Origin of the sequence: Actinomadura sp. WMMB 499, assembly GCF_008824145.1 — a bacterium.
In the GTDB taxonomy this organism is placed as follows: Bacteria; Actinomycetota; Actinomycetes; order Streptosporangiales; family Streptosporangiaceae; genus Spirillospora.
Genome location: NZ_CP044407.1, coordinates 7295652 through 7321337 on the forward strand (window position 1 = coordinate 7295652; position 25686 = coordinate 7321337).

A 25686-nucleotide genomic window follows, 5' to 3' on the forward strand; every position below is an offset into this window, starting at 1 on the left:
GGGGTGATGTCCGGAGGTGCGGGAGCGGCCCCGAGATCGGAACGGGAGCCATCCGGTGAGCAACGGTTCGCGTGAGGGTTGTCCCGGCACCGTCGGGACATTCCCTAGCGGAGGCCGGAATCTCCCCCGGCTCGAAGGCCGCAGCATCTACTGGAGGCATTGGTGAAGGCGATCCGACGATTCACCGTCCGCACCGTCCTTCCCGAACCGCTCACCCAACTCGAGGAACTGGTCCTCAACCTGCGCTGGTCCTGGCACCACGAGACGCTCGACCTGTTCCGGGCCGTGGACCCCGCCCTGTGGAAGGCCGTCGACCACGACCCCGTCCGGCTGCTCGGCGAGGTGTCGCCGGAGCGGCTGGACCGCCTCGCCGAGGACCGCCGGTTCCTGCGCCGCCTCCGGGACGCCGCCGAGGAGCTGCGCGAGTACCTGACGGCGCCGCGCTGGTACCAGTCGCGGCCCGGCGTGCCGTCGTCCATCGCCTACTTCTCGCCGGAGTACGGCATCACCGCCGCGCTGCCGCAGTACTCCGGCGGGCTCGGCATCCTGGCGGGCGACCATCTGAAGACCGCCAGCGACCTCGGCGTCCCGATCATCGGGGTCGGGCTGCTGTACCGGCACGGGTACTTCTCGCAGTCGCTGTCGCCGGACGGCTGGCAGCTGGAGCGCTACCCCCCGATCGACCCGAACGGGCTGCCGCTCACGCTGCTGCGCGAGCGGGACGGGACGCCGGTGCGGGTCCGCATCGGCCTGCCGAAGGGCGGGCCGCTGCACGCGCAGGTGTGGCTCGCCCGCGTCGGGCGCGTGCCGCAGCTGCTGCTGGACTCCGACGTCGAGGACAACGAGCCGCCCGCGCGGGACGTCACCGACCGCCTGTACGGGGGCGGCGGCGACCACCGGCTGCTGCAGGAGATGCTCCTCGGCATCGGCGGGGTCCGGGCGATCCGCGCGTACTGCCGCATCACCGGGCATCCCGCGCCCGAGGTGTTCCACACCAACGAGGGCCACGCCGGGTTCCTCGGCCTGGAACGCATCCGCGAACTGGTCGCCGAGCACGGGCTCGGCTTCGACGAGGCCCTCGAGGCGGCCCGCGCGGGCACCGTGTTCACCACGCACACGCCCGTCCCGGCGGGCATCGACCGGTTCCCGCGCGAGCTGGTCGGACGCTACTTCGGCGGGGCCAACGAGGAGCCGGCGGTCCCCGTCGACCGGATCCTCGCGCTCGGCGCCGAGGACTACCCGGGCGGCGACCGGACGGTGTTCAACATGGCCGTCATGGGCATGCGGCTCGCGCAGCGCGTGAACGGCGTCAGCGAGCTGCACGGGCGGGTCAGCCGGGAGATGTTCGGCGGCCTGTGGGGCGGTTTCGACACCGCCGAGGTCCCCATCGGGTCGATCACCAACGGCGTCCACGCCGGGACGTGGGTGGCCCGGGAGATCCAGGAGCTCGCCGCCCGCGAGATCCCGTCGCTGGTGGAGACGGGCACCGGCTGGGAGGAGATCCTGTCGCGGCCCGGCACCGAGCTGTGGCGGGTGCGCGGCCTGCTGCGCCGCCGCCTGGTGCTGGGCGCGCGGCGGCGGCTGCGCGAGTCGTGGCGGCAGCGCGGCGCAAGCGAGGCCGAAACGTCCTGGGCCGGCGACGCGCTCGACCCCGACGTCCTGACCATCGGGTTCGCGCGGCGCGTCCCGTCCTACAAGCGGCTCACGCTGATGATGCGCGACCCGGAGCGGCTCCGCCGGATCCTGCTGGACCCGGTGCGGCCGGTGCAGATCGTCATCGCCGGGAAGGCGCACCCCGCCGACGAGGGCGGCAAACGGCTCATCCAGGAGATCGTGCGGTTCGCCGACGACGCCGAAGTCCGGCACCGCATCGTGTTCCTGCCCGACTACGACATGGACCTCGGACGGCTCCTCGTGCAGGGCTGCGACGTGTGGATGAACAATCCGCTGCGCCCGCTGGAGGCGTGCGGAACGTCCGGGATGAAGGCCGCGCTGAACGGCGCGCTGAACCTGTCGGTCCGGGACGGCTGGTGGGACGAGTGGTACGACGGGCAGAACGGCTGGTCGATCCCGTCCGCCGACGGGCTCGCCGCGCCGGACCGCCGCGACGAGCTGGAGGCCGCGGCGCTGTACGAGCTGATCGAGGACCACGTCGCCGTCACCTTCTACGACCGCGACTCCGCCGGGCTGCCGCGCCGCTGGCTGGAGATGGTCAAGCACACGATCGCCACGCTCGGCCCGCGGGTCCTCGCGACCCGGATGGTCCGCGACTACGTCGAGGAGTACTACACCCCGGCGGCCGGATCGGCACGCGCGATGGCCGCCGACGGGTACGCGGGCGCCCGCGAGCTGGCCGCGTGGAAGCGGCGGGTCGCGCGGGCCTGGCCGGACGTCACCGTCGAGCACGTCGAGGGCGGCGGGGACGACAGCCCGCACGTCGGCGCCCGCATGCCGGTTCGGGTCGTCGTGGACCTCGGCGGGCTCGATCCCGGCGACGTCGCCGTCGAGGTCGCCTACGGCCGGGTCGACGCGTCCGACACGCTCGCCGACCCCGCGTACCTGGAGCTGGGCGGCGCGGAGAAGGCCGACGGCGGGCGGCTCCGGTACGCGGGGGAGGTCCCGCTCGCGCGCAGCGGCGCGTTCGGGTACAGCGTCCGCGTCGTGCCGAGCCATCCGCGGCTGTCGGGACGCGCCGAGCTGGGCCTGGTCGCGCTGCCGCCCGCGCCGCCCGGCATGACGAACGGCGACCTGCGCTAGCGGTCCGTGCCCTCGGGGTCGTCGCCGTCGAGGTCGTCCTCGTCGTCGGGCGGCGGGTCGGGCAGCCGCCATCCGGCGACGAGGAGGGGCAGCTGCAGGTGCGTCGTGAACAGCGCCACGACGCCGGTGACGACGGCCGCGATCGGGACGAACGTGCTCCGGTCGCCCTGCACGCTCAGCACGCCGACCACAAGGACGACCAGCAGCAGGAGCATCAACCGGTGCGCGATGGTGTGGGCGCGGAGCCGGTCGGCGATCTGCCGCTCGTCCAGCGTGGCCTCCGCCAGCGACGTCGCCCCCCGGGTGGCGGTGTTCAGCGCCGCGGCGACCGGGACCGCGATCACGACGGAGCCGAGGAACAGCCCGATCGTCCAGTACATCGCGGTGTCGCTGGGCGCGAGGTGCCACGAGACGACCGTTCCGGCCCACTGCATGGCGGCCGCCGCCGCGCCCGCCCCGGCGGTGACGCGGCGGCGCCTCCGGGTCCGGTGCCAGGAAGGCAGGGTCCCCCGCTCGAGGCCCTTCTGCTGGGAATCCGCCCAGCGCCGCCTGAACTCCTGCACGCTCGCCCCCCTCACCCGGCGCTCCCCAGCCTCGGGAACGGCGCCAGCGAGAATACGACCTCCACCGGGACCTCGAAGAATCCCGCGATCCGGAGGGCGAGGTGCAGGCTCGGGCTGTACTCGCCCCGCTCCAGATACCCGATCGTCTGGTAGTGCACGCCCAGCGCCGTGGCCAGCTCGCGGCGCGAGACGCCGCGTTCGGCGCGCAGCACCGCGATCCGGTTGTAGACGTTCTCCTTGTCCCCTGGCACCGGCCCAGTCTCCCGCAGTCCGCGTCAGAGCGCGCCCTGGGCGGCGCGCCTCTCCTGGGCGCGGGCGAGCCGCGTCCCCGACTCGCGGCGGGCCGCCCGCAGCAGCAGGACGGGTGCCAGCAGCAGCCCGAGCAGCGACCAGGCGCCCAGCACCGCCGCGGCCTCGGCGAGCCGCCAGCTTCCGCCGATCTCCGCCGCCAGCATCGCGTCCGGCAGGAACACCGACCGCAGCCCGAGCCCCTGCCAGTACAGCGGGAACGCCTGCGCGACCCACTGGACGGGCGCGGGCATCGCCGTCACCGGGAACATCACGCCCGAGACGAGCATGAGCCCCATCATCGGCAGCGACAGGATGCCCGCGGCGTTGCGCGCCCCCGGCAGCAGCGCGCCGAGCGCGGCGCCCAGCGGGACGACCGACAGCGTGCCGAGCACGAGGACCCACGCGAGCGTCAGCCAGTCCCCGGCGGCGGTCGGCAGTTCGAGCCCGCCGAACGCGACGCCGGCGACGAGCATCATCGCCACGTACGTCCCGATCTGCGCCAGGACGAACACCGCGCGGCCGATCAGGTAGGCGGGGATGCCGTCCGGGACCGTCCGCATCCGCAGCAGCGTGCCCTCCTCCCGGTCCGCCGCGATCGACATCGGCAGGCTCAGCAGCCCCGCCGTGTACACCGCGAACGCGACGAACCCGGCCGTCATCAGCACGGCCTGCGAGGCGCCCGCCGCGCCCTCCACGTCGTGCCCGCCCTGCCACAGGACCAGCGCCAGGTAGACCCCGACCGTCCCGATCAGCGCGCCGGCGAACTCCTGCCGGTTGCGCAGGAACTGCATGTACTCGGCCCCGCCCCGGCGGAGCCCGATCATCGTCACCCGGGCGTTCACGCGGCCCTCCCGCTCTCCTCGAGGATCTCCGGCTCGCGGTCCCGGCCGCCGCCGTCCCGTGCGGCGGCGACCAGGCCGAGGTAGGTGTCCTCCAGCGACGCCCGCCGCACCTCCAGCCCCGGCACCGGCCCGCCGAACCGCTGGTGCAGGTCGAACGCCAGCCGGGACGGGTCGGACGTCCGCTCGCCGCGGACCTCGCCGTCCTCGAGCCAGCGGACCTCCGACGACGCCCGCGCGGTGGCCGCCAGGCTCGACGGCGTCCCATGCGCCCTGACCTCGCCGCCGACCAGGATCGCGATCCGGTCGGCGAGCCGCTCGGCCTCCGCCAGATCGTGCGTGGTCAGCAGGACCGCGAGCCCCTCGTCGCGGGCGAGCCGCTCGACCAGCTCGTGGAACTCGCGGCGCGCCTGCGGGTCGAACCCGGTCGTCGGTTCGTCGAGGAACAGCAGGTCGGGCCGTCCGACGATGCCGAGCGCGACGTCCAGCCTGCGCCGCTGCCCGCCCGACAGCCGCGACACCGCCTGCCCGGCCTGCTCCGTCAGCCCCATGACCGCGAGCAGCTCGTCGGGGTCGCGGGGCCGCTTGTACAGCGACGCGACGTGCGCCAGCAGCTGCCGGGCGCCCCAGCGGGGGTGGTCCCGCCAGTTCTGCAGGACGATCCCGAGCCGCGCCCGCCACGCGTTGCCGCCCGTTCCGGGGTCCTCGCCCAGCACCCGGACGTCGCCGGACGACCGCCGCCGGAACCCCTCGAGGATCTCGATGGTCGTCGTCTTGCCCGCCCCGTTCGGCCCGAGCAGCGCGACGACCTCGCCCGCCGCGACGTCCAGGTCGACGCCGCGCAGCACCTCCGTGCGCCCGTACCGCATCCGCAGCTCGCGGGCCCGCACCACCGGCTCGTCCATCCGCGTCCCCTCTCGTATCGGAGCTCGGACCAAATGCCGCGCTTCTGCTGTGAACGATAGCAGAAGTACTACATCCCATCGCAGTGGTGTGAAGGCGCCCCGCGACGGTGGGTGCGCGGGCGGCGGCGCCGGGGCACGATGAGGCGCATGAAGGTCTTCGTATCGGTCGACATGGAAGGCGTGTCGGGACTCACCGACCCCGAGGAGATGCGCACCGGCGGGCGCGGCTACGAGCGCGGCTGCGAGCTGATGACCGGCGACGCGAACGCGGCGATCCGCGCCGCGTTCGACGCGGGGGCCGACCGCGTCGTCGTCACCGACGCGCACGGCGGCGGCCGCAACCTGCGCGCCGACCTGATCGACGAGCGGTGCACGCTCGTCCGGGGGCCGTACAAGCCGATGCGCATGGGCGAGGGCCTCGACTCCACCTTCGACGTCGCCCTGTACGTCGGGTACCACGCCCGGGCCGGTGCGGAACGCGGCGTCCTCAACCACACGTGGATGGGCCGGGAGATCCAGAACCTCTACGTCAACGGGGAGATCGCGGGCGAGATCCGGCTGATGGCGGGGTACGCGGGCTCTCTCGGCGTCCCGGTCGGCCTCGTCGCCGGGGACGAGGCCGCGTGCGCCGAGGCGCGGGACGTCCTCGGCGCCGTCCCGACCGTCGCCGTCAAGCGGGGCCTCGACCGGTACGCGGCCGAACTGATCCCGCCGGCGCGCGCGCAGGAGCGCATCTACGAGACCGTCCTGCGCTCCCTGCGCGAGGAGCGGTGGCCGCAGCTCACCATGTCCGCGCCCTACACCCTCGCCGTCGAGTGGAACGCGACGGCGATCGCGCAGTCGTGCGCGGTGATCCCGGGCGTCCGGCTCACCGGGCCGCGCACCACCGAGCTGACGACGGACGACTACGCCGACGTCGTCGGCCTCCTCGGCGTCTGCGCGACGCTCGCGGGCGAGATCGGCTGCACCGGCCGCCACTACGGCTGAACGGCGCCGCCGCCAGGGCGGTGCACAACGGGACGCGGGGATCGGTGTGTTCCGGGCGCGAACATCACCCGGAAAGGGGCGTGCCGCCGTATCTTCGACGGGCGCGCCCTATCCTTCACCAAGGTGATCGACCGCCGACCGTCGGAAGGTGCGCCGTGGAGGCACTCGGCCCGGGAGACCCGCGCAGCGCGGGAACGTACCGGCTGATCGCGCGGCTCGGCGTGGGCGGCATGGGACGGGTGTACCTCGGACGGTCCGCGCGCGGGCGCGCGGTCGCGGTCAAGCTCGTCCATCCCGAACTCCTGCGGGATCCCGGCACCCGCCGCCGGTTCCGGCACGAGGTCGACGCGGCCCGGCGGGTCGGCGGCGCGTTCACCGCGGCCGTGCTGGACGCCGACACCGAATCGGACGCGCCCTGGGTGGTCACCGCGTACGTCCCCGGCCCCGGACTGCAGGACGTCGTGGAGACGCACGGCCCGCTGCCCGAGGCGTCCGTCCTCGCGCTGGCCTCCGGGCTCGCGCGGGCGCTGCGGGCGGTGCACGGCCTCGACCTGATCCACCGCGACGTCAAGCCGTCGAACGTGCTCGTCACCATCGACGGCCCGAAGCTGATCGACTTCGGCATCGCGCGCTCGGTCGACGACGGTCTCGGCACCCGGACGGGCGGTGTCGTCGGGTCGCCGGGGTTCATGTCGCCCGAACAGGTCCGCGGCACGCCCCTCACGCAGGCGTCCGACGTCTTCTCCCTCGGCGCCGTGCTCGCCTTCGCGGCCACCGGGCGGCACCCGTTCGGCGACGGCGGCGTGCACGCCCGGATGTTCCGCATCGCCACCGAGGCTCCCGACCTCGGTGACCTGGCCGGGCCCGTCCGCAACCTCGTGGACCGCTGCCTGGCCAAGGACCCCGCCGACCGGCCCGGCCTCGACGAACTGCTCGCCGGGGTCCTCGCCGAACCGCCCGCCGGCGCGTGGCTGCCCGCCGCGGTCATGGCCGAGCTGGGCCGGCACGCCGCGTTCCTGCTGGAGGTCGAGGACCCGGCGGACGGCGGCGAGCCGCAACCGGGAACGCCGCCCCCGCCGCCGCCCGCCGCCGCCCCACCGCCCGCGGGCACCTCCTCCGCGGGGACCGCTCCCGCCGCGCCGGGCCCGGCCACCTCGCCCGCCGGCGCCCCGCCGCGCCGCCGCCGTCGCCGTAGCCGGACGCCGGCCTACCTCGGCCTGGGGGCCGCGGCCACCGCCGTGGTGGTGGCCGCGGGGCTCGCGTTCGCCCTGCTCCAGAACCGGAACCCCGACGGCGGCGGGCGCGTCGGTACCGGGGCGGCCTCGGCGCCGATCACCGCCCCGGCCGGTGCGGTCCCGCTGGACATGGTCGGCACCTGGGAAGGACGGACGGGCGCGCTCGACGGGCCCGACTCCCGCGTGCGCCGCCTCACCGTCCGGCGGGGCGCCGTCGGAGACGCCGTCGCCGTCCTCCACTCGGCCGAGGGCGGCTTCCTGTGCGAGTACCAGGGCGCCCTCGAGCAGGGCGGGCCGGCCGTCCGGCTCGACATGAGCAACAGCCGCTTCTTCGGCGGCCCCGAGGACTGCGCCGACCGCGTGGAGGTCTCCCTGACGATGGAGGCGGGGAAGATCCGCTGGACGGGTCCCGAACCGGCCCAGTCGCTCACCCTCGCCCGCAACCACACCGTCCCGGAGCGGCTCCGGGGCGTCTGGCAGTGGGGCGGTCCGGAGGGGACGGAGCACAGGACCATCGAGCTGACCTCGGACGACGTCGGGACCCAGACCGTCGGGGTCGCCTGGACGGGTCCGGACGGGGCCCCGTGCGCGACGAAAGCGCTGCTGCTGTCCGCCGAGAAGGAGATCGTCTTCTACGCGGGCAAGCCGCAGGAGTACGACCGGTGCGAAACGGTCGGCCTACAGAAACTCACCCCGCAGGGCAACGGGGCCGCCCGCTGGGAGTCGCTGACCCTCGGGACGAGCGGCCCGTTCCGCCAGTACCAGCACTGACGGGCTCCGGCCCGGGCGGCCGCCCGCGGTCGAGGCGGGTTCTTGCGGCCACCGGCCGAGCGGCGTGCTCACCCGTCGTCGCCGGACTCCTCGGCCAGCGCCTCGTAGGCGGGGGCCAGGACGTCGGTGAGCGGTCGCCGCCGGACCTTGACCGGCGGCGGCGCCGCCACCCGCAGGACGAACCCCGGCGGGACGGGCGGTGCGGCCGGGCGCTCGCGGAGCCGGGCGAGCCCGGACGGCGCCGTCCAGAAACCGTCCGCCGTCAGGGGCTCGTCGTCCATCTCGAGCGGGTCCGGTTCGGTGGCCGAACCGCGGCGGAGCGCCGCCAGCAGCGCGTCCCGTCCGCGCCCGTTCCACGCCAGGATCAGGAACGGGTCGTCGTCGAACGCCTCGGCCAGCAGGTACAGGACGGCCGCCGCGTGCTTGCACGGGTCGCCCCAGTCAGGGCAGTCGCACATCAGGTGCAGGTCGGCGGCCGTCCCGGGGAACAGCGCCAGGCCCATTTCGGCGAACACCCACTCGATCTCCGGCGGCATCTCGCCCGCGAGCAGGCGGGCCCGGAACAGCGCGCGGGACGCCAGCTCCCGCTCGACCGCGCGCCAGCCCGCCGCGTCGATGCCATGGATGCCCAGGGTCACGTCGTAGGGGTCGGGCGCCGAACCGCGAACCTTCGCCGTCACCTCGTGCGGCGCGACCTTCAGGTCCGTCACGTTGCCCTTGCGTGCGTACGTCCGCCCCCGCGCGAGCCGCCCCTTGTCGGCGAACGACTCGACGAGGTCGATGAACCGCCGCGACCACCACCGCTCGCCGATCGAGCCGCGCCGGTTGCGGGCCCGGATGCCGCCGTCCGGCCCGCCGCCCTCCGGCCCGCCGCCGTCCGGACCGTCCATCAGCCGCTCACCGCCGACGGGTCCAGCCGCAGGACGTCGCGCAGCTCGGCGACCGACAGCTCGGTCAGCCAGTCCTCGCCGGTCCCGACGATCGACTCGGCGAGGGCCTTCTTGCGCTCGATCATCTCGTCGACGCGCTCCTCCATCGTCCCGGCGCAGATGAACTTGCGGACCTGCACGTTGCGGGTCTGCCCGATGCGGAACGCCCGGTCGGTGGCCTGGTCCTCGACGGCCGGGTTCCACCACCGGTCCACGTGCACGACGTGGTTCGCGGCCGTCAGCGTCAGGCCCGTCCCGGCCGCCTTCAGCGACAGCAGGAAGACCGCCGGCTCCGGGTCGTGCTGGAAGTGCTGCACCAGGTCGTCGCGCGCCTGCTTGGACGTCCCGCCGTGCAGCCACAGGACGGGACGTTCCAGGTGCGCGGCCAGGTACGGCTGGAGCATCGACCCGAACTCGGCGTACTGCGTGAACACGAGGGCCTTCTCGCCCTGCCCGACGATCTCGGCGCAGATCTCCTCGAGCCGTTCCAGCTTGCCCGAGCGGCCGGGGAGGCGCGAACCGTCCTTGAGCAGCTGCGCCGGATGGTTGCAGACCTGCTTGAGCTTGGCCATCGTCGCCAGCACGAGCCCCCGGCGCTGCTTCTCGTCTGCCTCGGCGATCTGCTCCAGCATGTCGTCCACGGTCGCCCGGTACAGCGACGCCTGCTCGGCCGTCAGGTTGCAGTAGACCTTGATCTCCTGCTTGTCCGGCAGGTCCGAGATGATCGACCGGTCGGTCTTGAGGCGGCGCAGGATGAACGGCTGCGTGGCCCGCTTCAGCGCGGCCGCCGCGCGCTCGTCGCCGTCCCGCTCGATCGGCACCGCGAACCGCCGCCGGAACACCGCGCGCGGCCCGAGCAGCCCCGGATTCGCGAACTCCATGATCGACCACAGTTCGGTCAGGTGGTTCTCCACCGGCGTGCCGGTCAGCGCGATCCGGCTCCGCGCCGGGATGCTCCGCACCGCCCGCGCCTGCCGGGTGCCGCTGTTCTTCAGCGCCTGCGCCTCGTCGCAGACGACCCGCTCCCACGCGACGGCCGCGAGCGCCTCGGCGTCCCGCGCGGCCGTCCCGTAGGTCGTCAGCACCAGGTCGGCCTCGCCCGCCGCCCGCGCCACGTCGTCCCCCCGGTGCCGGGACGTCCCGTGGTGCACGTACACGCGCAGCTTCGGCGCGAACCGGGCGGCCTCCCGCTCCCAGTTGCCCACCAGCGACATCGGCAGGATCGCGAGGGTCGGGCCCGGACGGGCGGCGCCGTCCCGGCGCTCGTGCACCAGCAGCGAGAGGATGGAAATGGTCTTACCCAATCCCATATCGTCCGCAAGCAGGGCGCCTAGCCCCAAATCGTTCATGAACGACAGCCAGGACAGTCCGCGCTCCTGGTAGGGGCGCAGGTCCGCGTCCAGCTCGTCCGGCGTCCGCATCGGGACGAGGCGCCGATCGGCCTCGCCGGACAGCAGGTCGCCGAACGCGCCGTCGGCGTCCACGTCGACGAGCGGGAGGGCGTCCTCGCCCGCGTGGACGATCGCGCGGATCGCCTCGGCGGCCGGCATCCGGCCGCGCCGGGGCTGCCGCAGGAAGTCGAGGGCGGCCTCCAGTTGCTCCGGGTCGAGCTCCACCCACTGGCCGCGCAGCCGGACGAGCGGCGTCTTCAGCCGCGCGAGCTCCGCCAGCTCGTCCTCGTCGATGCTCGCGTCGCCGATCGCCAGATCCCAGCGGAAATCGATCATGGCCTTGAGGTCGAAGCCCGACGGGGCCGCCGCGCCGGACGACGCCTCGGGGTCCTCGGTGCGGGTGGTGAGCTTCATGCCGAGCTTCGCCTTGCCCGCCCAGTGGGGGAGCAGCACGCCGAACCCGGCGGCCGCCAGCATCGGCGCGGCCTGCCGCAGGAACCGGAACGCGCCCGCGGTGTCGAGGACGAGCTCGTCCGGCACGGGGGAGTCGAGGGCCGGGGCCAGGTCGGGGAACAGCCGGAGCGCGCGGCCGAGGCCGGTCAGCAGCGTCTCCTCGGCGTCCGCGATCGAGGGGGCCTCGCCCGCCCACACCAGCGACGCCGGGACGTACAGGCTCGGGTCGTCGGTGCCCTGCAGGGCGAACTCGACCCGCCACGAGCCGTCCTCGCGCGGGCCCCTCGCCTCGCCGGTCTCGTACTCGTCCGCGCCCGGTTCGGCGAGCCGGAAGCACACCCGCAGCGGCCCGGACGGGCGGCGCGCCGCGGCGGCCCACGCGTCCAGCTCGGCGATCAGCGCGTCCGGGTCGTCGCGGGTCTCGCGGGCGACCTCGGCGGACGGGCCGGTCAGCGCCGCCACCCAGCGTTCGGCCAGCGGCAGCCGGTCGGGGGCCCTGCCGCGCCGGTGCGGCAGCAGCGGATGCGGGACGGTGCCGCGCACCGCCGTGTCGACCAGCCCCGACAGCGCCTCCCGCAGGACGTCCGCGGCGGGGCGGCCGCCGTCGGCCGCGCGGCACGCGGCGGGCATCGCCCGCGCCAGCGCGCGGAACCGCGCGGGATCGTCCAGGACGGGACGCCAGCGCGCCACGAGATCGCCGTCCTCGCGCAGCAGCGCGGGCAGGACGTGCCCGCGCCCGGCCAGGGCCACCGCCTCCTCGGCGAGCAGGCCCAGGAAGCGCAGGTCGGTACCGGGGATCACGTCGCCGCTGTGCTCGGCGGCCTGCAGCAGCGCCATCGCCGGGAACGGCTCCAGGACGAGCGCCGGGACGCGCCACGGCCGCAGCTCGGGCGGCCCGGACACCGGTTCGGGCCCCAGCTCCGCCGACGGGAGCGGGTGGTCCCCGGCCGTGGGCAGCGCGAGGGCGAGCTCGACCCGGACGGCGCCGCGCACGAGCGGCTCGTAGGAGGTGCCGGTGAAGTCGCGGGCGGCGAACGGGTGGACGTCCCCGGACGGCTCGTGCGGGCCGGTGCGCTCGGCCCACAGGCACAGCGCACCGCCGTGCCAGGTGGCGTGTCCGACGAGCATGGACACCGAAGTTACCAGCGGCACCCGACGTTACCGGCGACACCCGAGTTCATCGCCGGCACCCGGCGGTGCCGCCGCGACGGACCGGACGCCTTGTTAGGTTCGGGGCGTCGTGGTCAACCGAGCATGGAGGCGTTCGTGGGCGAGTTCGTACGGGTCGAGGTCGAGGACGGGATCGCGACGATCAGGCTGGACCGGCCGAAGATGAACGCCCTGAACGCCGCGATGCAGCGGGAGCTGGCCGACGCCGCCCGGCGGGTCACCGAGGACGCCGCCGTCGCCGCGGTGATCATCTACGGCGGGGAGAAGGTGTTCGCGGCGGGCGCGGACATCAAGGAGATGGCCCCGATGTCGTCCGCGGAGATGTCGGCGGGCCACTCGCACCTCCTGCAGAACTTCGGCAAGGCCCTCGCCGGCATCCCCAAGCCGGTCATCGCGGCGATCACCGGGTACGCGCTCGGCGGCGGCCTGGAGGTCGCGCTGACCGCCGACTTCCGGGTGCTGGGCGAGGGCGCGAAGGTGGGGCAGCCGGAGATCGCGCTCGGCGTCATCCCCGGTGCGGGCGGCACCCAGCGGCTGGCCCGGCTCGTCGGTCCCGCGAAGGCCAAGGACCTGATCTTCTCCGGCCGGCACGTGAAGGCGGACGAGGCGCTCGCGATCGGCCTCGTCGACCGCGTCGTCCCGGACGCCGACGTCTACACGGCCGCGCGCGAGTGGGCGGCGACGTTCGTCGGCGGCCCGGCGGTCGCGCTGCGCGCCGCCAAGCAGGCGATCGACTCGGGGCTCGAGGTCCACCTGGACACGGGCCTGGAGATCGAGCGCGTGCAGTTCTCGGCCCTGTTCGCCACCGAGGACCAGGCCAACGGCATGAAGAGCTTCATGGAGGAGGGCCCCGGCAAGGCGAAGTTCACCGGCCGCTGAGTTCGCCGGCCGCGCCGAGGGCGGCCCGGTCCCGGGCCGCCAGGACGTCGTCGGCGTGGCGCTCGGTCCACCGGCCGAGCGCCCGGATCGGCTCCAGCAGCCCGCGCCCCGCCTCGGTGAGCTCGTACTCCACGCGCGGCGGCGCCTCCGCGTAGCGCCGCCGCGCCACGAGCCCGTCCCCCTCCAGCCGGCGCAGCGTGCCGGTGAGGACCTTGTGGCTGACGCCGCCGATGCGGTCCCGCAGCTCGCCGGGACGCAGCGGGCCGTGGCGCAGCGCGAGCAGCACGACGCCCGTCCAGGTGCCGGACAGCAGGTCGAACGCGAGCCGGGCCCGGCAGTCGGCGATGAACTCGTGCTCGTGCATCGGATCGCCGCTCATCCTGCCCCTTCCGATACGCACCGGATGGTGCGAAACGACCCGCCTAACGTCCCGTCCGACGGTAATCGACCGGAGGAGGACGGGATGCGGATCGGCGTGCTGGGCGCGGGGAACATGGCGGACGCGCTCGCGGGGCAGTGGGTGCGCGCGGGCCACGAGGTGCTGATCGGCGCCCGGACCCCCGCGAAGGCGGCGGCGCTCGCCGGGCGGCTGGGCTGCGCGGGCGGCGGGCTGCGGGATGCGGCGGAGTTCGGCGCGGCGGTCCTGCTCGCCGTTCCCCACGACGGCGCCATGGACGCGCTGCGGGACGCGGGCGCGGCGGAGGGCGTCCTGGCGGGGCGGGTGCTGATCGACTGCACCAACCCGATGGCGCCGCCGTTCGAGGCGCTGACGACCGGGGGCGGCCCCTCGGCGGCGCGCCGGATCGCCGACGCGTCGGGCGCGCGGGTGGTCAAGGCGTTCAACCTGTGCCCGGACGGCGTGTGGCGGATGACGCCGCCGGTGTTCGGCGGCCGCCCGCTCGGGGTCCCGCTGTGCGGGGACGACGCGGACGCCCTGGAGGCGGTCGGGGGCCTGGTGCGGGACCTCGGCTGCGTCCCGATGCGCGGCGGGAGCCTGGCGCGGGCCGCCCTGCTGGAGGCCGCGACGGCCTTCACGGTCGGGCTGCTCGCCGCGGGCGAGGACCCGGCCGCCATGCTCCCGCCCGTGGCGCACATGGGGGACCCGCGGTAGGCGCCGATGCCATCCTTTTCGGGCGTGTTCCACGGCCGGCGGAAGATCGCCCGGTAGCATCGGCGGCCATGCGGCAGGCGTACCGAACGGCGCTCGTGACGGGCGCGTCCAGCGGGATCGGGGAGAGCTTCGCGCGGCTCCTCGCCGCGCGGGGCACCGACCTGGTCCTGGTGGCGCGCCGGACCGACCTGCTGGACGAACTGGCCCGCGACCTCGTCGAGCGGTACCGGGTCCGGGTAGAGGTCCTCGCGGCCGACCTCACCGACATGGGGCCGCGCGGCGAGGTCGAGCGGCGGCTCCGGGACGCGCCGGTCGAGCTGCTCGTGAACAACGCGGGCTACGGCGCCTTCGGCGCGTTCGCCGAGGAGCCGGTCGAGGAGCAGCTGGCGCAGATCGAGCTGAACGTGACCGCGCCGGTGCGGCTGACGCGCGCGGCGCTGCCGGGGATGGTGGAGCGCGGCCGCGGCGGGGTGCTGAACGTCGCGTCGGTGGCCGGCTTCGCGCCGTCGCCGGGAAGCGCGACGTACGGGGCGACGAAGGCGTACGTGGCGTCGTTCTCCGAGAGCCTGCACGCGGAGGTCGCGGGCAAGGGCGTGCACGTGACGGCGCTGTGCCCCGGCTTCACGCGGACGGACGAGGCGTCGCCCGCGAACCTGATGTGGCTGCGCCGCGACGACGTGGCCCGCGCCGGGCTGGAGGCGGTCGCGGCGGGACGGGCGCTGTGCGTGCCCGGAGCCCAGTACAAGGCGGTGATGCCCGCGCTGCGCGTCCTGCCGCGCCCGCTGCTGCGGGCTGCGGCCGGCCGCGTGTGGAAGCAGGCCGCCGACACGCAGTGAGCGTGGTGTGGCGGCGTGTGAGACCCGCCGTGAGCAGCAAAGGTGGGGTTCGCGTTTCGTCCGGGTCTACAAAAGTCGCGCGCGGTTGATTGTGCCGGGTGTTACTTGACGGCGATACCGCCGACTCGCGACCATCGAACCTACGGTTGAGTAAGTTAGGAGCGAGGAAGCGACATGTCCGAGAGCCCCGAGAAGAAGTTCCAGCACGGCCTCCTGATCGAGCTCGAGCAGGTCGTCGAGAAGGAGCTGGACCGCCACCTGTCGATGGCCAAGGAGTGGTTCCCGCACCAGTACGTACCGTGGAGCGAGGGGCGCGACTTCGACGGGCCGCTCGGCGGCGAGGAGTGGTCGCTCGAGCAGTCGAAGCTGAGCCAGGAGGCGCGCGAGTCGCTGATCGTCAACCTCCTCACCGAGGACAACCTGCCCGGCTACCACAACGCGATCGCGACCGTGTTCGGCCAGGAGGGCGCCTGGGGCGCCTGGGTCAACCGGTGGACGGCCGAGGAGAACCGGCACGGCATCGTCCTGCGCGACTACCTCACCGTCACCCGCGCCGTCGACCCGGTCGCGCTCGAGCGGGCCCGCATGCAGCACATGGAGCAGGGCTACGCGGCCACGCACGGCGACTCGTTCCTGCACGGCACGGCCTACGTGTCGTTCCAGGAACTGGCCACCCGCGTCTCGCACCGCAATACCGGCAGGGCGTCCGGCGACCCGGTCTGCGAGCAGATGATGACCCGCATCGCCGCCGACGAGAACCTGCACATGATCTTCTACCGGAACCTGCTGGGCGCCGCGCTGGAGATCGCGCCGAACGAGACGATGCGCGCGATCACCGACGTGGTCAAGGCGTTCGAGATGCCCGGCACCGGCATCGACGGGTTCCTCAAGAAGTCGGTGATCATCGCGAACGCCGGCATCTACGACCTGCGCCTGCACCACGACGACGTCCTCGTCCCGGTGCTGCGCAAGTGGAAGGTGTGGGACCGCACCGACCTGACCGGCGACGGCGACAAGGCCCGCGACGAGCTCGGCGAGTTCCTGCAGCAGCTGGACGCCGCCGCGACCAAGTTCGAGACCCGCCGCGAGGAGCGCCGGGCCCGGCAGGCCGCCCGCCGGTCCTGATCCGCGGCCGTCGCACCCTCGTCGCCCGCGAATCCACCCGCACTTCGGCTGAGATGCCGGCCGGACCGGAACCCGACCGGGGGTCGGCGGCGTCAAAGAGGACGTGGAAGAACTCAGGAGGAGGGGCGGCACCCTCCTGTCGGCATCCTTTCGGGGAGCGTGCGAAGGGTAGGGTTTTCGCAAACGATGAGGGGAGCTGTCACGTCCGGGGACCGAATCGGCCACTACAGCGTGCTCCAGACTCTCGGGGAAGGGGGCATGGGCGTCGTCTACCTCGGCGCCGACCCCGAGGGGCGCAACGTGGCCATCAAGGTGCTGCGGCCCGCGGTGGCGGGGGACGCCACGGCGCGCCGCCGGCTGGCCCGCGAGGTCGACTCGATGCGGCGCGTGCACAGCCCCCACGTCGCCGAGATCCTCGACGCCGACGTCACCGCCGAGCAGCCGTACATCGTCACCCAGTACGTGCCGGGGCGCACGCTCGAGGAGGTCGTCGAGGAGAACGGCCCCGTCGAGGGCGCCGACCTGCAGCGGCTCGCGGTCGGGCTCGCGTCCGCGCTGTCGGCCATCCACGGCGCCGGGATCGTCCACCGCGACCTCAAGCCCGCCAACGTCATGATGATGGACGGCGGCGAGCCCGTCGTGATCGACTTCGGCATCGCGCAGGCCGCCGACGCGACCCGGCTCACCGCGACCGGCATGGTGATCGGCACGCCCGGCTACCTCGCCCCCGAGATCATCGAGGGGCACGAGGCGGGCCCGCACTCCGACGTCCACGCCTGGGCGGGCACGATCGCGTACGGCTCGACCGGCCGCCCGCCGTTCGGCTCCGGCACGTTCGAGGCGATCTTCTACAAGATCATGTCCGGTAAGCCGGACCTGGACGGCGTGCCCGCGCCGATCCTGCCGGTGCTGCGCGCGGCGATCGCCCGCGACCCGTCCGAGCGGCCCAAGGCCGTCGACCTCGTCCAGCTCACCCGCCGCCTGCACTTCGACGCCACCGTCACCGACCAGACGCGCGTGGACCGGCACTACCCGGGCGCCGCGGCGGCCGGGGCGGCCGGAGCGGCGGCCGGTGCCGCCGCCGGTGCCGCGGTCGGCTCCCCCGACCCGGACCAGGCCGGGCGGTTCACCATGCCGCCCCCGCCCACCGGGGAGAGCGCCGGGCGGTCGGCGACGCAGCCGCCGGTGCCCGCGCCCGTCCACTCCCAGCCCGTCCACTCCCAACCCAGCGACTTCGTCGGGCAGCTGCCCCCGGCGGCCCCGCCGCCCGCGCCGCCGCCGCCCGAGTACCGGCAGGACCGGCCCGGCCAGTACGACCAGTACGGCCGGCAGGGCGGGTACGGGCAGCAGCCCCACCCGCCGCAGGAGCAGTACCCGGAGCCCTACGCGCAGCGCGGCGGGCTCCAGCGCAGGCCGCCCGAGCAGCCGCCGCAGGATCCGCGCGCGGACCGGCGCGACGAGCGGACGCGCGACGACCGCGGCGACCGCGAGGCCCGCAAGCCCTACGGCTGGTACCGGATCATCAGCTTCCTGGTCCTGGTCGCGCTGCTCGGCTTCGCCGGCATCGCGCCGCTGCTCGCGGTCGCCGTCACCCTCGGCGGCGTCCTGGTCCTGCGGATGGCCGACAAGGCCGCCAAGGGCATGGAGGGCCGGCAGACCCGGCGCGGCCCGCGCACCGGCGACGCGGTCGCGGCGGCGTTCCGGACGCCGCTGCACCTGCCGGGCGCCCTCACGATGACCGCCCTGCTGTCGTCGCTCAGCCTGCTCGCGGGCATGATCCTGCTCGGGGTGCTGATCTTCGCCGACCCGGACATGACCGCCTCCCGGGCGATCGCCTGGTCGGCGATGCTGGTGATCGTGCTGATGTCGCTGGCCCCGGGCAGCGGCGCGCCGCGGCGGCAGCTCGCCCGGGTCTGGGGCGCGCTGATGCCGCGCGCCGAGGCCGCCCTCGTCGGCGCGCTGATCATCGGGGTCTTCGCGGTCGTCCTCGTCGGCCTGTCCCAGCAGCAGCCACCGGACACCACGCCGCTGGACGGAATGAGCCAGAACCTGGAGAGCCTGCGCAGCGATGTCCGAGACCTCGTCTCCGGGATCCCGTTCTTCTGACGGAGCCTGGAGCCCCCCGCCGACGTCCGGTCACCCGCCCGCGAGCGGCCCGCCCGCCGGTCCGCCGCCGTACCCGGAGTCCGCGCCGCCGGCGTACCCGGAGTCCGCGCCGCCGTACCCGGAGTCCGCGCACCCGCGCCGGGAGGTGGAGCTGCCCGCGGCGATCGGCCCGTACCGGCCGCTCGAGCTGATCGGCGCGGGCGGGATGGGGCAGGTGTTCCGCGCGACCGACCCGCGCGGCGGCACCTACGCGGTCAAGATCCTGCACCCGCACCTGGTCGACCAGGGCGACTCGCGGGCCCGGCTGCGCCGCGAGGTCGAGACGATGGGCCGGGTCACCACCCCGCGCGTCGCCGAGATCGTCGAGTTCGACGTGGACGCCCGCGTCCCGTACATCGTCACCCGCTACGTCGAGGGCCGCTCGCTGCAGGACGCCGTCCGGGAGGGGCGCGTCGCGGACGGCGCGGCGCTGTGGCGGATCGCGGTCGGGACGGCCGAGGCGCTGGAGGCCGTGCACCGCGCGGGCGTCGTGCACCGCGACATCAAGCCGGGGAACGTCCTGCTGGAGGGCGGCGAGCCGGTCGTCATCGACTTCGGCATCTCGCAGGGCGTGGGCGACACGCGCCTCACCGGCACGGGCGCCCGCGCGGGCACGTGGCGGTACCTGTCGCCCGAGCTGCTGGAGGGCCACGACGCGGGCCCGGCCGCCGACGTGTTCGCGTGGGCCGCGACCGTCGCCTACGCCGCGACCGGCCGCGACCTGTACGACGCGCCGAACGACGCGGCCGTCTGCCTGCGGATCATCCGCGGCGACCACGATCTGGGCGACGTCCCGGCGGAGCTGCGCCCGCTGCTGGAGGAGGCGCTCACCGCCGACCCGGCGGCCCGCCCGCCCGCCGAGCACCTGGTGCGGCGGCTGCGGGCGCTGCGCCCGGACTCGATCGGGCTGCGCGCGTCCGGCGGCAGCCAGCCGTCGGCGCGGGGACCGGTCCGGTCCCGGCCGCTCGACCCGATCGGCCCGTACCGGCCGCTGCAGCGGCTGGGGCGCGGCGGCATGGGGGAGGTGTTCCTCGCCCGCGCCGACGACGGCCGGATGGTCGCGATCAAGATGCTGCACGCGTCGCTGCCCGCCGAGTTCCAGGCCCGCGACCGGCTGCGCCGCGAGGTCGCCGCGATGCGGCGGGTCAGCAGCAGGCACGTCGTGGAGCTGATCGACCACGACCTGGACGCCGACCAGCCGTACATCGTCACCCGGTACGTCGAGGGCACCTCGCTGCTGGAGACCGTCAAGGGCCGCGGCGCGCTGCCCCGCGACGGGCTGCTCCGGCTCGCGGGGGGCCTGGCGGAGGCGCTCGCGGCGGTCCACGCGGTGGACGGCGTGCACCGCGACGTCAACCCCGGCAACGTGATGCTGGTCGCGGGCTCCCCGGTGCTGATCGACTTCGGCATCGCGTACCTGTCGGGCGCGACGCGGCTGACGCAGGGGCCGATGGGGACGCCCGGGTACGTCTCGCCCGAGGTCCTGGAGGGGCGCCCGTCGGGCCCGCCCACGGACGTGTTCGGCTGGGCCGCGACGATCGCGTTCGCCGCGACCGGCCGCCGCGCGTACGAGGCGACGAGCCCGGCGGCGTTCGTCCGCCGGGTGCTGACCGGCTCGCCGGACCTCGCGGGCATCGAGCCCGACCTGCGGGAGGTCCTGGAGGACGCGCTGGCCCGCGACCCGGCGGCCCGTCCGGAGGCGCAGGAACTCGCCGCCCGGTTCGCCAACCCTGGCTCGATCGCCCCCCGGCTCAACCTGCGGCCCGCGCCGAAGCCGGAGCCCGAACCCGAGCCCGAGCCCGAGCCGGTGCCGCGGCCGGCGCCGCAGCGGCCCGTCGACCGGGTCGTGGCGGGGCGCGCCGCGTTCGAGCGGGCCGGGCTGGCGCTGACGGTGTCGGTGATCGAGGTGTCACTGGCGGAGGCGAAGCGGGAGCTGGTCGCCGCCGAGCGCGCCCACGCGATGGGCGGGTCGTGGACCGAGCACGGGCACGCCGCCAAGTACGCGAACAAGGCGCTGGCCGCCGCCGGGCGCGCCGCGCGCGACGCCCGGACCGGCACCGGCATCCCCGCGAACGGGCCGCGCCTCGCCGAGATCTACCGCGCCGCGAGCCTGTACGGGACGCACGCGCAGGCCGTCCTGCGGGGCCGTCCGGTGACGCCGGGGCAGCTGGTGGACGTCCGGCGCGCCGTCGCGCTGCTGCAGAGCGCGCGGTTCACGCGCGTCCGGTTCAAGGAGGGCTACGACCCCGCCGAGGTGGACGAGTTCGTCGCGCGGGCCCTCGGCTGGCTGGTCGGTGACCGGCGCGGGCTCGCCGAGGTGGTCGGCGCCGACGAGGCCCGGGCCCGGACGTTCACGCTGCGGCGCCTCCGCGAGACCTACGTGAAGGCGGAGGTGGACGCGTTCCTCGCCGCCCTGGAGACGGAGCTGCGCCGCACCGGGTACGCGTGATCGCGGACCGCGGCGCCGGAGATCGGTAGGGTGGCCGACCATATGATCGGCGAACACATCGGCCCGTACCGGCTGCTGTCCGCGCTGGGCCGCGGTGCCGGGGCCGTCCATCGCGCCACCGGCCCGGACGGCCGCGACGTGGCGATCCGCACGCTGCCCGAGGGGGCGGTGCCCGACGTCGCGCGGATGCGGGAGGTGCGCAGCCCGCACGTGGTGGACGTCCTGGACGGAGCGGGCGCCGGCGACGCCGGGCACGCGGGCGGCTCCGGGCGGCCCTACGTGGTGACACGGCTCGTGCCGGGCCGCCCGCTCGCCGACGTCGTCGCGGAGCGGGGCCCGCTGGCGGGGGAGGCGCTGCACCGCACCGCGCTCGGCCTCGCCAAGGCCCTCGCCGCGATCCACCGGGCCGGTCTCGCGCACGGCGACCTCCATCCGGGGACCGTGCTGGTCGTGGACGACGCGCCGGTCGTGGTCGACTTCGGGGTGGCCGCGTCCGCCGATCCGGCCGACGACGTCCGCGCGTGGGCGACGGTCGTGCTGTTCGCCGCCGTGGACCCGGACGCCGTCCCCGGCGGGCTGCGCCCGCTGCTGGAGGCGGCCGCGGCCGCCGACCGGGACGCCCGGCCGTCGGCCGCCGAGCTGGCCGAGGCGGTGGGGCGGCTGGAACCGCCCCCGGCCGTCCCGCGCCCGGCGCCCGAGTCGCTGCGGGCCCCGCCCGCGGAGGCGGCCCCGCCCGCGCCGGACGCGGTGCCGTCGCCCGCGGTGCCGCCGGACGCCGGGCCGGAGTCCGTCCGCCGGACGGACGCGGACGCGCACCGGCTCGCCGTCGCGCAGGGCTGGGCCCGCCTCCTCGCCGCGATGGTCGTGGTGATCGCGGTCGGCGCCGCGATGATGATGCCGATCGCCGGGCTGGCCCTCTCGCTCCTCGCGGTGACCTGGCTGCGCGCCGTCACGGCGGTCTCGTTCCGGGACTGGACGCTCGCGTTCGGGCGCACGCTGGCGACCGTCCCGTACGCGGCCGTCCTCACGGTCGCGGTCCCGCCCGCGCTGCTGGCCGCGACGGTGTTCGGCGTGGAGATCGACTCGCTCGCCGCGTGCGCGTTCGGCGCGGGCGCGGGCGCCGCCGTCCTGTGGACGGCGCCGGGCGTGCGGGGGCCGCGCCGCAGGCTGGAGCGGATCTTCCTGCGGGTCGCCGCGTCGCCCCGGCGGATCGCGGCGTTCGGGGCGGTGCTCACCGCGCTCACCCTGGCGGCGGTGGTCGGCGCGCTGTCGCTCACGCCGAGCTTCGCGCCGATGTACGGGCTGGCCAGCAGCGTGGAGGCCGCGCTGGACCGGCTGCACGGTGCTTTCGACCGGTTCTGAGACCGTCCGTAGTGTGATGTGCGCCACGTCCGATTCTTGGGTGAGACCGGCCCGTCGGGCATTCCCCGGAGGTGGGTAAGGTCTCACCACCTGGGATTTGCCACCAGGCTACTCACGGGTAACATGCGAGTGGGCACAGCCGAACCGGGGACCCGGATCCGAAGGGCGTTCGGGGGTTTGGCAGGCTGTGACTGCGAAAACGCACGTCCGCGTCGACCCGTCATGGGCGGCGCCCCTCTGTCCGCTGCCCCAGCGGCCAAACGAGTGCAGGGAGGTCGGCCACCGGCCATGAACATCGTCGTCCTGGTGAAGCAGGTTCCCGATACGGAGAGCCCGCGCAAGCTGAAGTCCGATGACAGCACGCTCGACCGCGCTGCCGCGGACGGTGTCATCAACGAGCTCGATGAGTACGCCATCGAAGAGGCGCTGCGCATCAAGGAGGCCCAGGGCGGCGAGGTGACCGTTCTGACCATGGGCCCGGACAAGGCGACGGAGTCGATCCGCAAGTCGCTGGCCATGGGGGCCGACAAGGCCGTGCACCTCCTCGACGACGCCCTCGCGGGCTCCGACGCGCTGCAGACGTCCTACGCCATCCAGCAGGCCCTCGGCCGCACCGAGTTCGACCTGGTCGTCCTCGGCTCGGAGTCCACCGACGCGCGCACCGGCATGCTCGCCGCGATGCTCGCCGAGCGGCTCGGCCTGCCGCAGCTCTCGCTCGCCAACAAGGTCGAGATCGAGGGCTCCGCCATCAAGGTCCAGCGGCAGACCGACTACGGCTACGACAAGGTCGAGGCGACCCTGCCGGCCGTGGTCAGCGTCGTAGAGAAGATCAACGAGCCGCGCTACCCCTCCTTCAAGGGGATCATGGCGGCCAAGAAGAAGCCGGTCGAGACGCTCGGCATCGCCGACGCCGGCATCGACGCCGCGCAGGTCGGCGTCGCGAACGCGGCCACCGAGGTGGTCGACTTCGCCGACGCCCCGCCGCGCGCGCAGGGTCAGATCGTCACCGACGAGGGCGACGGCGGCGCGAAGATCGCCGAGTTCCTCGCGTCGAAGAAGTTCGTCTGACCGGGGAAGGGGATTCACGAACCATGACTGAGATTCTCGTCCTCGTCGACCACGTCGACGGTGAGGTCAAGAAGGTCACCCTCGAGCTGCTGACGCTGGCCAACCGGCTCGGCGAGGCCGCCGCCGTATGGGTCGGGCCCGGCTACGAGAACGCCAAGGACCGGCTCGCCGAGTACGGCGCCGGCAAGGTCTACGTCGCCGCCGACGAGGAGCTCGCCTCCTACGTCACCGGCCCGAAGGCCGCGCTGCTGGCGCAGCTCGTCGCCGACAAGTCCCCGGCCGCCGTGCTCGTCGCCGCCACCGGCGAGGGCAAGGAGATCGCCGGCCGGCTCGCGGTCAAGACGGGCTCCGGCGTGCTCACCGACGTCGTGGACGTCGCCGACGGCTTCGTCGCCGAGCACTCGATCTTCGGCGGCGGCATCATCGCGCACGCCAAGGTCAAGACCGGCACGCCGATCATCGCCGTCCGGCCGAACTCCATCGCCCCCGAGGCGAACGCGGCCACCCCGGCCGAGGAGCAGGTGTCGGTGTCCCTGTCGGACGCCGACAAGGGCGCCAAGATCGTCGAGAAGGTCGTGCAGGAGAAGGGCGAGCGCCCGGACCTGACCGAGGCCGCGATCGTCGTGTCCGGCGGGCGCGGCGTCGGCGGCGCCGAGAACTTCTCGATCATCGAGGGCCTGGCCGACTCGCTCGGCGCGGCCGTCGGCGCCTCCCGCGCCGCGACCGACGCCGGCTGGTACCCGCACTCGTTCCAGGTCGGCCAGACCGGCAAGACGGTGTCGCCGCAGCTCTACGTCGCGGTCGGCATCTCCGGCGCCATCCAGCACCGGGCCGGCATGCAGACCTCGAAGACCATCGTCGCCATCAACAAGGACCCCGAGGCGCCGATCTTCGAGCTCGTCGACTACGGCATCGTGGGCGACCTCTTCCAGGTCGCGCCGCAGCTCACCGAGGAGATCAACAAGCGCAAGTGAGCGCCTGACGACTCCGCCCGAACGCCCCGGACGCTCGCACGTCCGGGGCGTCCGGCATGTCCCGCACCCCGACGGGGCCGGTTCAGGCGGCGACCGGCTCCGGTTCCGGCTCGGGTTCCGGCCCGCCGGATCCGCCCGGCGTCCCGTCCCGCACCGGGACGGGACGTGCGGCGGCCAGATCGGCGCCCTCGCCCAGCGGGACGAACCGGGCGCCCGCCGCGATCAGCAGCGCGAGCACGACCACCACGCCGACGCCGACCCGCAGCGACGTCGCGTCCCCGAGGAACCCGACCACCACCGGGCCGAGCAGCAGCCCGCCGTAGCCCATCGCGCCGACCTGCGCGACCGCGGCGGCCGGACGGTCCGGCGCGGCGGTCCCGGCGAGCGAGATCGTCGTCGGGACGACCACGCAGACGACCAGGCCCGTCACGAAGAAGCCGGCGATCGCGACGTGCGCCGTCGGGGCGAGCACCACCACCGTCATCCCGGCCGCGGTGCCGAGCCCGGCGCCCGCCAGCAGCCGCCGCGTGCCGATCCGCATCCGGACGCGGTCGCCGACGAGCCGTCCGATCAGCATCGCCAGCTCGAACACCGGGTACCCGAACGCCGCCAGCGACTCGGTCGCGCCGAGCTCGTCGTGCAGCATCAGGCTGCTCCAGTCGGCGATCGACCCCTCGGTCATGAACGCGATGAAGCCGAGCACGCCGATCAGGTACACGGCCGCGGGCATCCGGCGCCGCCGGCGCCCGCCGGTCCCGGCCCCGGCGGGGGCGTCCGGGTCGGGCAGGTAGGTGCGGCCGAGCGCGAGCCCGGCGGGCAGCGCGAACAGCGCGGCGATCAGCACCGTCGCGGTGAAGCCGAGGCCGAGCGCCGCCGTCGCGACGCCGAACAGCCCGCCGGTCATCGCGCCGATGCACCAGCCCGCGTGCATGCCGCTCATGATCGACCGCCGGTACGCCTGCTCGACCACGCTGGCCTGCGCGTTCATCGCGATGTCGGTGATCCCGAACGTCATCCCGAACGCCACCACGGCGGCCAGCAGCGACCAGTAGGTCGGAGCCACCGCGACCGCGACGTAGGCCAGCGCGGTCAGCGGCAGCGCGAACCGCAGCGCGCCCCGGCTCCCGACCCGCGCCATCACCCCGCGCAGCGCCTGCATGGCGGCCACCGCGCCGAGCCCCCAGACGAGGACGACGATGCCGATCTCGCTCTCGGACGTCCCGAACTTCCCGGCAAGCGCGGGCATCCGCGCGACCCAGACACCGGTGAGCAGGCCCGCGAGGGCGAACGTCAGGAACGTCCCGGTACGGGCGCGGAGCAGCATGGTTCACCTCTTTCTGAACTCGGGGGGCGGAGGGCCCCGGACACGTGCGCCGGCCGCGCGGGAGTGCGGACCGGATGCGGACAGTCGGATTCGGGCGGACGGGCCCGGACGAGGGACGTGGA

Annotated in this window: 20 protein-coding genes; 12 read left to right on the top strand and 8 right to left on the bottom strand. The window is 74.7% G+C overall.

What is annotated here, in order from left to right:
• The first annotated feature begins 162 nt into the window (after nt 1-162).
• Complete coding sequence (gene glgP / locus F7P10_RS32955) at nt 163-2757, top strand: alpha-glucan family phosphorylase (protein ID WP_151015461.1); 2595 nt, start codon at nt 163-165, stop codon at nt 2755-2757.
• On the opposite strand, the gene F7P10_RS32960 is transcribed toward glgP, so the two are convergent.
• Genes F7P10_RS32960 through F7P10_RS32975 form a run of 4 tightly spaced genes read right to left on the bottom strand, consistent with a single transcriptional unit; the run spans nt 2754 to nt 5355 of the window.
• Nucleotides 2754-3320: a hypothetical protein gene (locus tag F7P10_RS32960; RefSeq protein ID WP_151015463.1), complete on the bottom strand. Its 567-nt coding sequence runs from the start codon at nt 3318-3320 to the stop codon at nt 2754-2756. The two genes, glgP and F7P10_RS32960, sit on opposite strands and share 4 nt — an antisense overlap.
• 11 nt (nt 3321-3331) lie before the next feature.
• Nucleotides 3332-3571, bottom strand: coding sequence for a helix-turn-helix transcriptional regulator (locus tag F7P10_RS32965; RefSeq protein WP_176611751.1), 240 nt, complete (start codon nt 3569-3571; stop codon nt 3332-3334).
• Between the two features lie 24 nt (nt 3572-3595).
• On the bottom strand, nt 3596-4453 hold the full coding sequence (locus F7P10_RS32970; protein WP_151015467.1) for an ABC transporter permease: 858 nt from the start codon (nt 4451-4453) through the stop codon (nt 3596-3598).
• On the bottom strand, nt 4450-5355 hold the full coding sequence (locus F7P10_RS32975) for an ABC transporter ATP-binding protein (RefSeq protein WP_151015469.1): 906 nt from the start codon (nt 5353-5355) through the stop codon (nt 4450-4452). Before F7P10_RS32975 ends, F7P10_RS32970 begins: the two co-directional genes overlap by 4 nt.
• Nucleotides 5356-5502: 147 nt before the next feature.
• On the opposite strand from F7P10_RS32975, the gene F7P10_RS32980 reads away from it, so the two are divergent.
• Both F7P10_RS32980 and F7P10_RS32985 read left to right on the top strand, forming a co-directional pair.
• On the top strand, nt 5503-6342 hold the full coding sequence (locus F7P10_RS32980; RefSeq protein ID WP_151015471.1) for a M55 family metallopeptidase: 840 nt from the start codon (nt 5503-5505) through the stop codon (nt 6340-6342).
• A gap of 155 nt (nt 6343-6497) precedes the next feature.
• Complete coding sequence (locus tag F7P10_RS32985) at nt 6498-8348, top strand: serine/threonine-protein kinase (protein WP_151015473.1); 1851 nt, start codon at nt 6498-6500, stop codon at nt 8346-8348.
• Between the two features lie 68 nt (nt 8349-8416).
• Here the strand turns inward: F7P10_RS32985 and F7P10_RS32990 are convergent, their stop codons facing one another.
• On the bottom strand, nt 8417-9238 hold the full coding sequence (locus tag F7P10_RS32990; protein ID WP_151015475.1) for an SWIM zinc finger family protein: 822 nt from the start codon (nt 9236-9238) through the stop codon (nt 8417-8419).
• Nucleotides 9238-12249: a DEAD/DEAH box helicase gene (locus tag F7P10_RS32995; protein ID WP_151015477.1), complete on the bottom strand. Its 3012-nt coding sequence runs from the start codon at nt 12247-12249 to the stop codon at nt 9238-9240. The genes F7P10_RS32990 and F7P10_RS32995 overlap by 1 nt, the downstream gene beginning before the upstream one ends.
• Nucleotides 12250-12387: 138 nt before the next feature.
• Between F7P10_RS32995 and F7P10_RS33000 the strand changes: the two genes are divergently transcribed.
• The gene (locus tag F7P10_RS33000; protein ID WP_151015479.1) at nt 12388-13170 is read left to right on the top strand and encodes an enoyl-CoA hydratase/isomerase family protein; all 783 of its coding nucleotides are present in this window, start codon (nt 12388-12390) and stop codon (nt 13168-13170) included.
• Here the strand turns inward: F7P10_RS33000 and F7P10_RS33005 are convergent.
• Nucleotides 13157-13549 carry a helix-turn-helix domain-containing protein gene (locus F7P10_RS33005; protein WP_218040218.1) on the bottom strand — a complete coding sequence of 131 codons (393 nt, stop codon included), beginning with the start codon at nt 13547-13549 and terminating at the stop codon, nt 13157-13159. The two genes, F7P10_RS33000 and F7P10_RS33005, sit on opposite strands and share 14 nt — an antisense overlap.
• A gap of 84 nt (nt 13550-13633) precedes the next feature.
• Between F7P10_RS33005 and F7P10_RS33010 the strand changes: the two genes are divergently transcribed.
• The 8 genes from F7P10_RS33010 (at nt 13634) to F7P10_RS33045 (ending at nt 24240) form a co-directional block, all read left to right on the top strand.
• Nucleotides 13634-14281, top strand: a complete 648-nt coding sequence (locus F7P10_RS33010; RefSeq protein ID WP_151015481.1) for an NADPH-dependent F420 reductase — start codon at nt 13634-13636, stop codon at nt 14279-14281.
• Between the two features lie 68 nt (nt 14282-14349).
• Nucleotides 14350-15117 carry an SDR family oxidoreductase gene (locus F7P10_RS33015; protein WP_151015483.1) on the top strand — a complete coding sequence of 256 codons (768 nt, stop codon included), beginning with the start codon at nt 14350-14352 and terminating at the stop codon, nt 15115-15117.
• A gap of 174 nt (nt 15118-15291) precedes the next feature.
• Nucleotides 15292-16242 carry an acyl-ACP desaturase gene (locus F7P10_RS33020; RefSeq protein WP_151015485.1) on the top strand — a complete coding sequence of 317 codons (951 nt, stop codon included), beginning with the start codon at nt 15292-15294 and terminating at the stop codon, nt 16240-16242.
• Between the two features lie 258 nt (nt 16243-16500).
• A complete protein-coding gene (locus F7P10_RS33025) occupies nt 16501-18348 on the top strand; it encodes a protein kinase (RefSeq protein WP_176611752.1) in 1848 nt (615 codons plus the stop codon).
• Complete coding sequence (locus tag F7P10_RS33030) at nt 18311-20836, top strand: protein kinase (protein ID WP_151015489.1); 2526 nt, start codon at nt 18311-18313, stop codon at nt 20834-20836. Before F7P10_RS33025 ends, F7P10_RS33030 begins: the two co-directional genes overlap by 38 nt.
• A gap of 42 nt (nt 20837-20878) precedes the next feature.
• Nucleotides 20879-22198 carry a phosphotransferase gene (locus F7P10_RS33035; protein WP_151015491.1) on the top strand — a complete coding sequence of 440 codons (1320 nt, stop codon included), beginning with the start codon at nt 20879-20881 and terminating at the stop codon, nt 22196-22198.
• A gap of 288 nt (nt 22199-22486) precedes the next feature.
• Nucleotides 22487-23266: an electron transfer flavoprotein subunit beta/FixA family protein gene (locus F7P10_RS33040; RefSeq protein WP_151015493.1), complete on the top strand. Its 780-nt coding sequence runs from the start codon at nt 22487-22489 to the stop codon at nt 23264-23266.
• Nucleotides 23267-23289: 23 nt separating this feature from the next.
• Complete coding sequence (locus tag F7P10_RS33045) at nt 23290-24240, top strand: electron transfer flavoprotein subunit alpha/FixB family protein (RefSeq protein ID WP_151015495.1); 951 nt, start codon at nt 23290-23292, stop codon at nt 24238-24240.
• 82 nt (nt 24241-24322) lie between these two features.
• Here F7P10_RS33045 and F7P10_RS33050 read toward each other — a convergent pair whose 3' ends face one another.
• On the bottom strand, nt 24323-25564 hold the full coding sequence (locus tag F7P10_RS33050; protein ID WP_151015497.1) for an MFS transporter: 1242 nt from the start codon (nt 25562-25564) through the stop codon (nt 24323-24325).
• Nucleotides 25565-25686 lie beyond the last annotated feature (122 nt).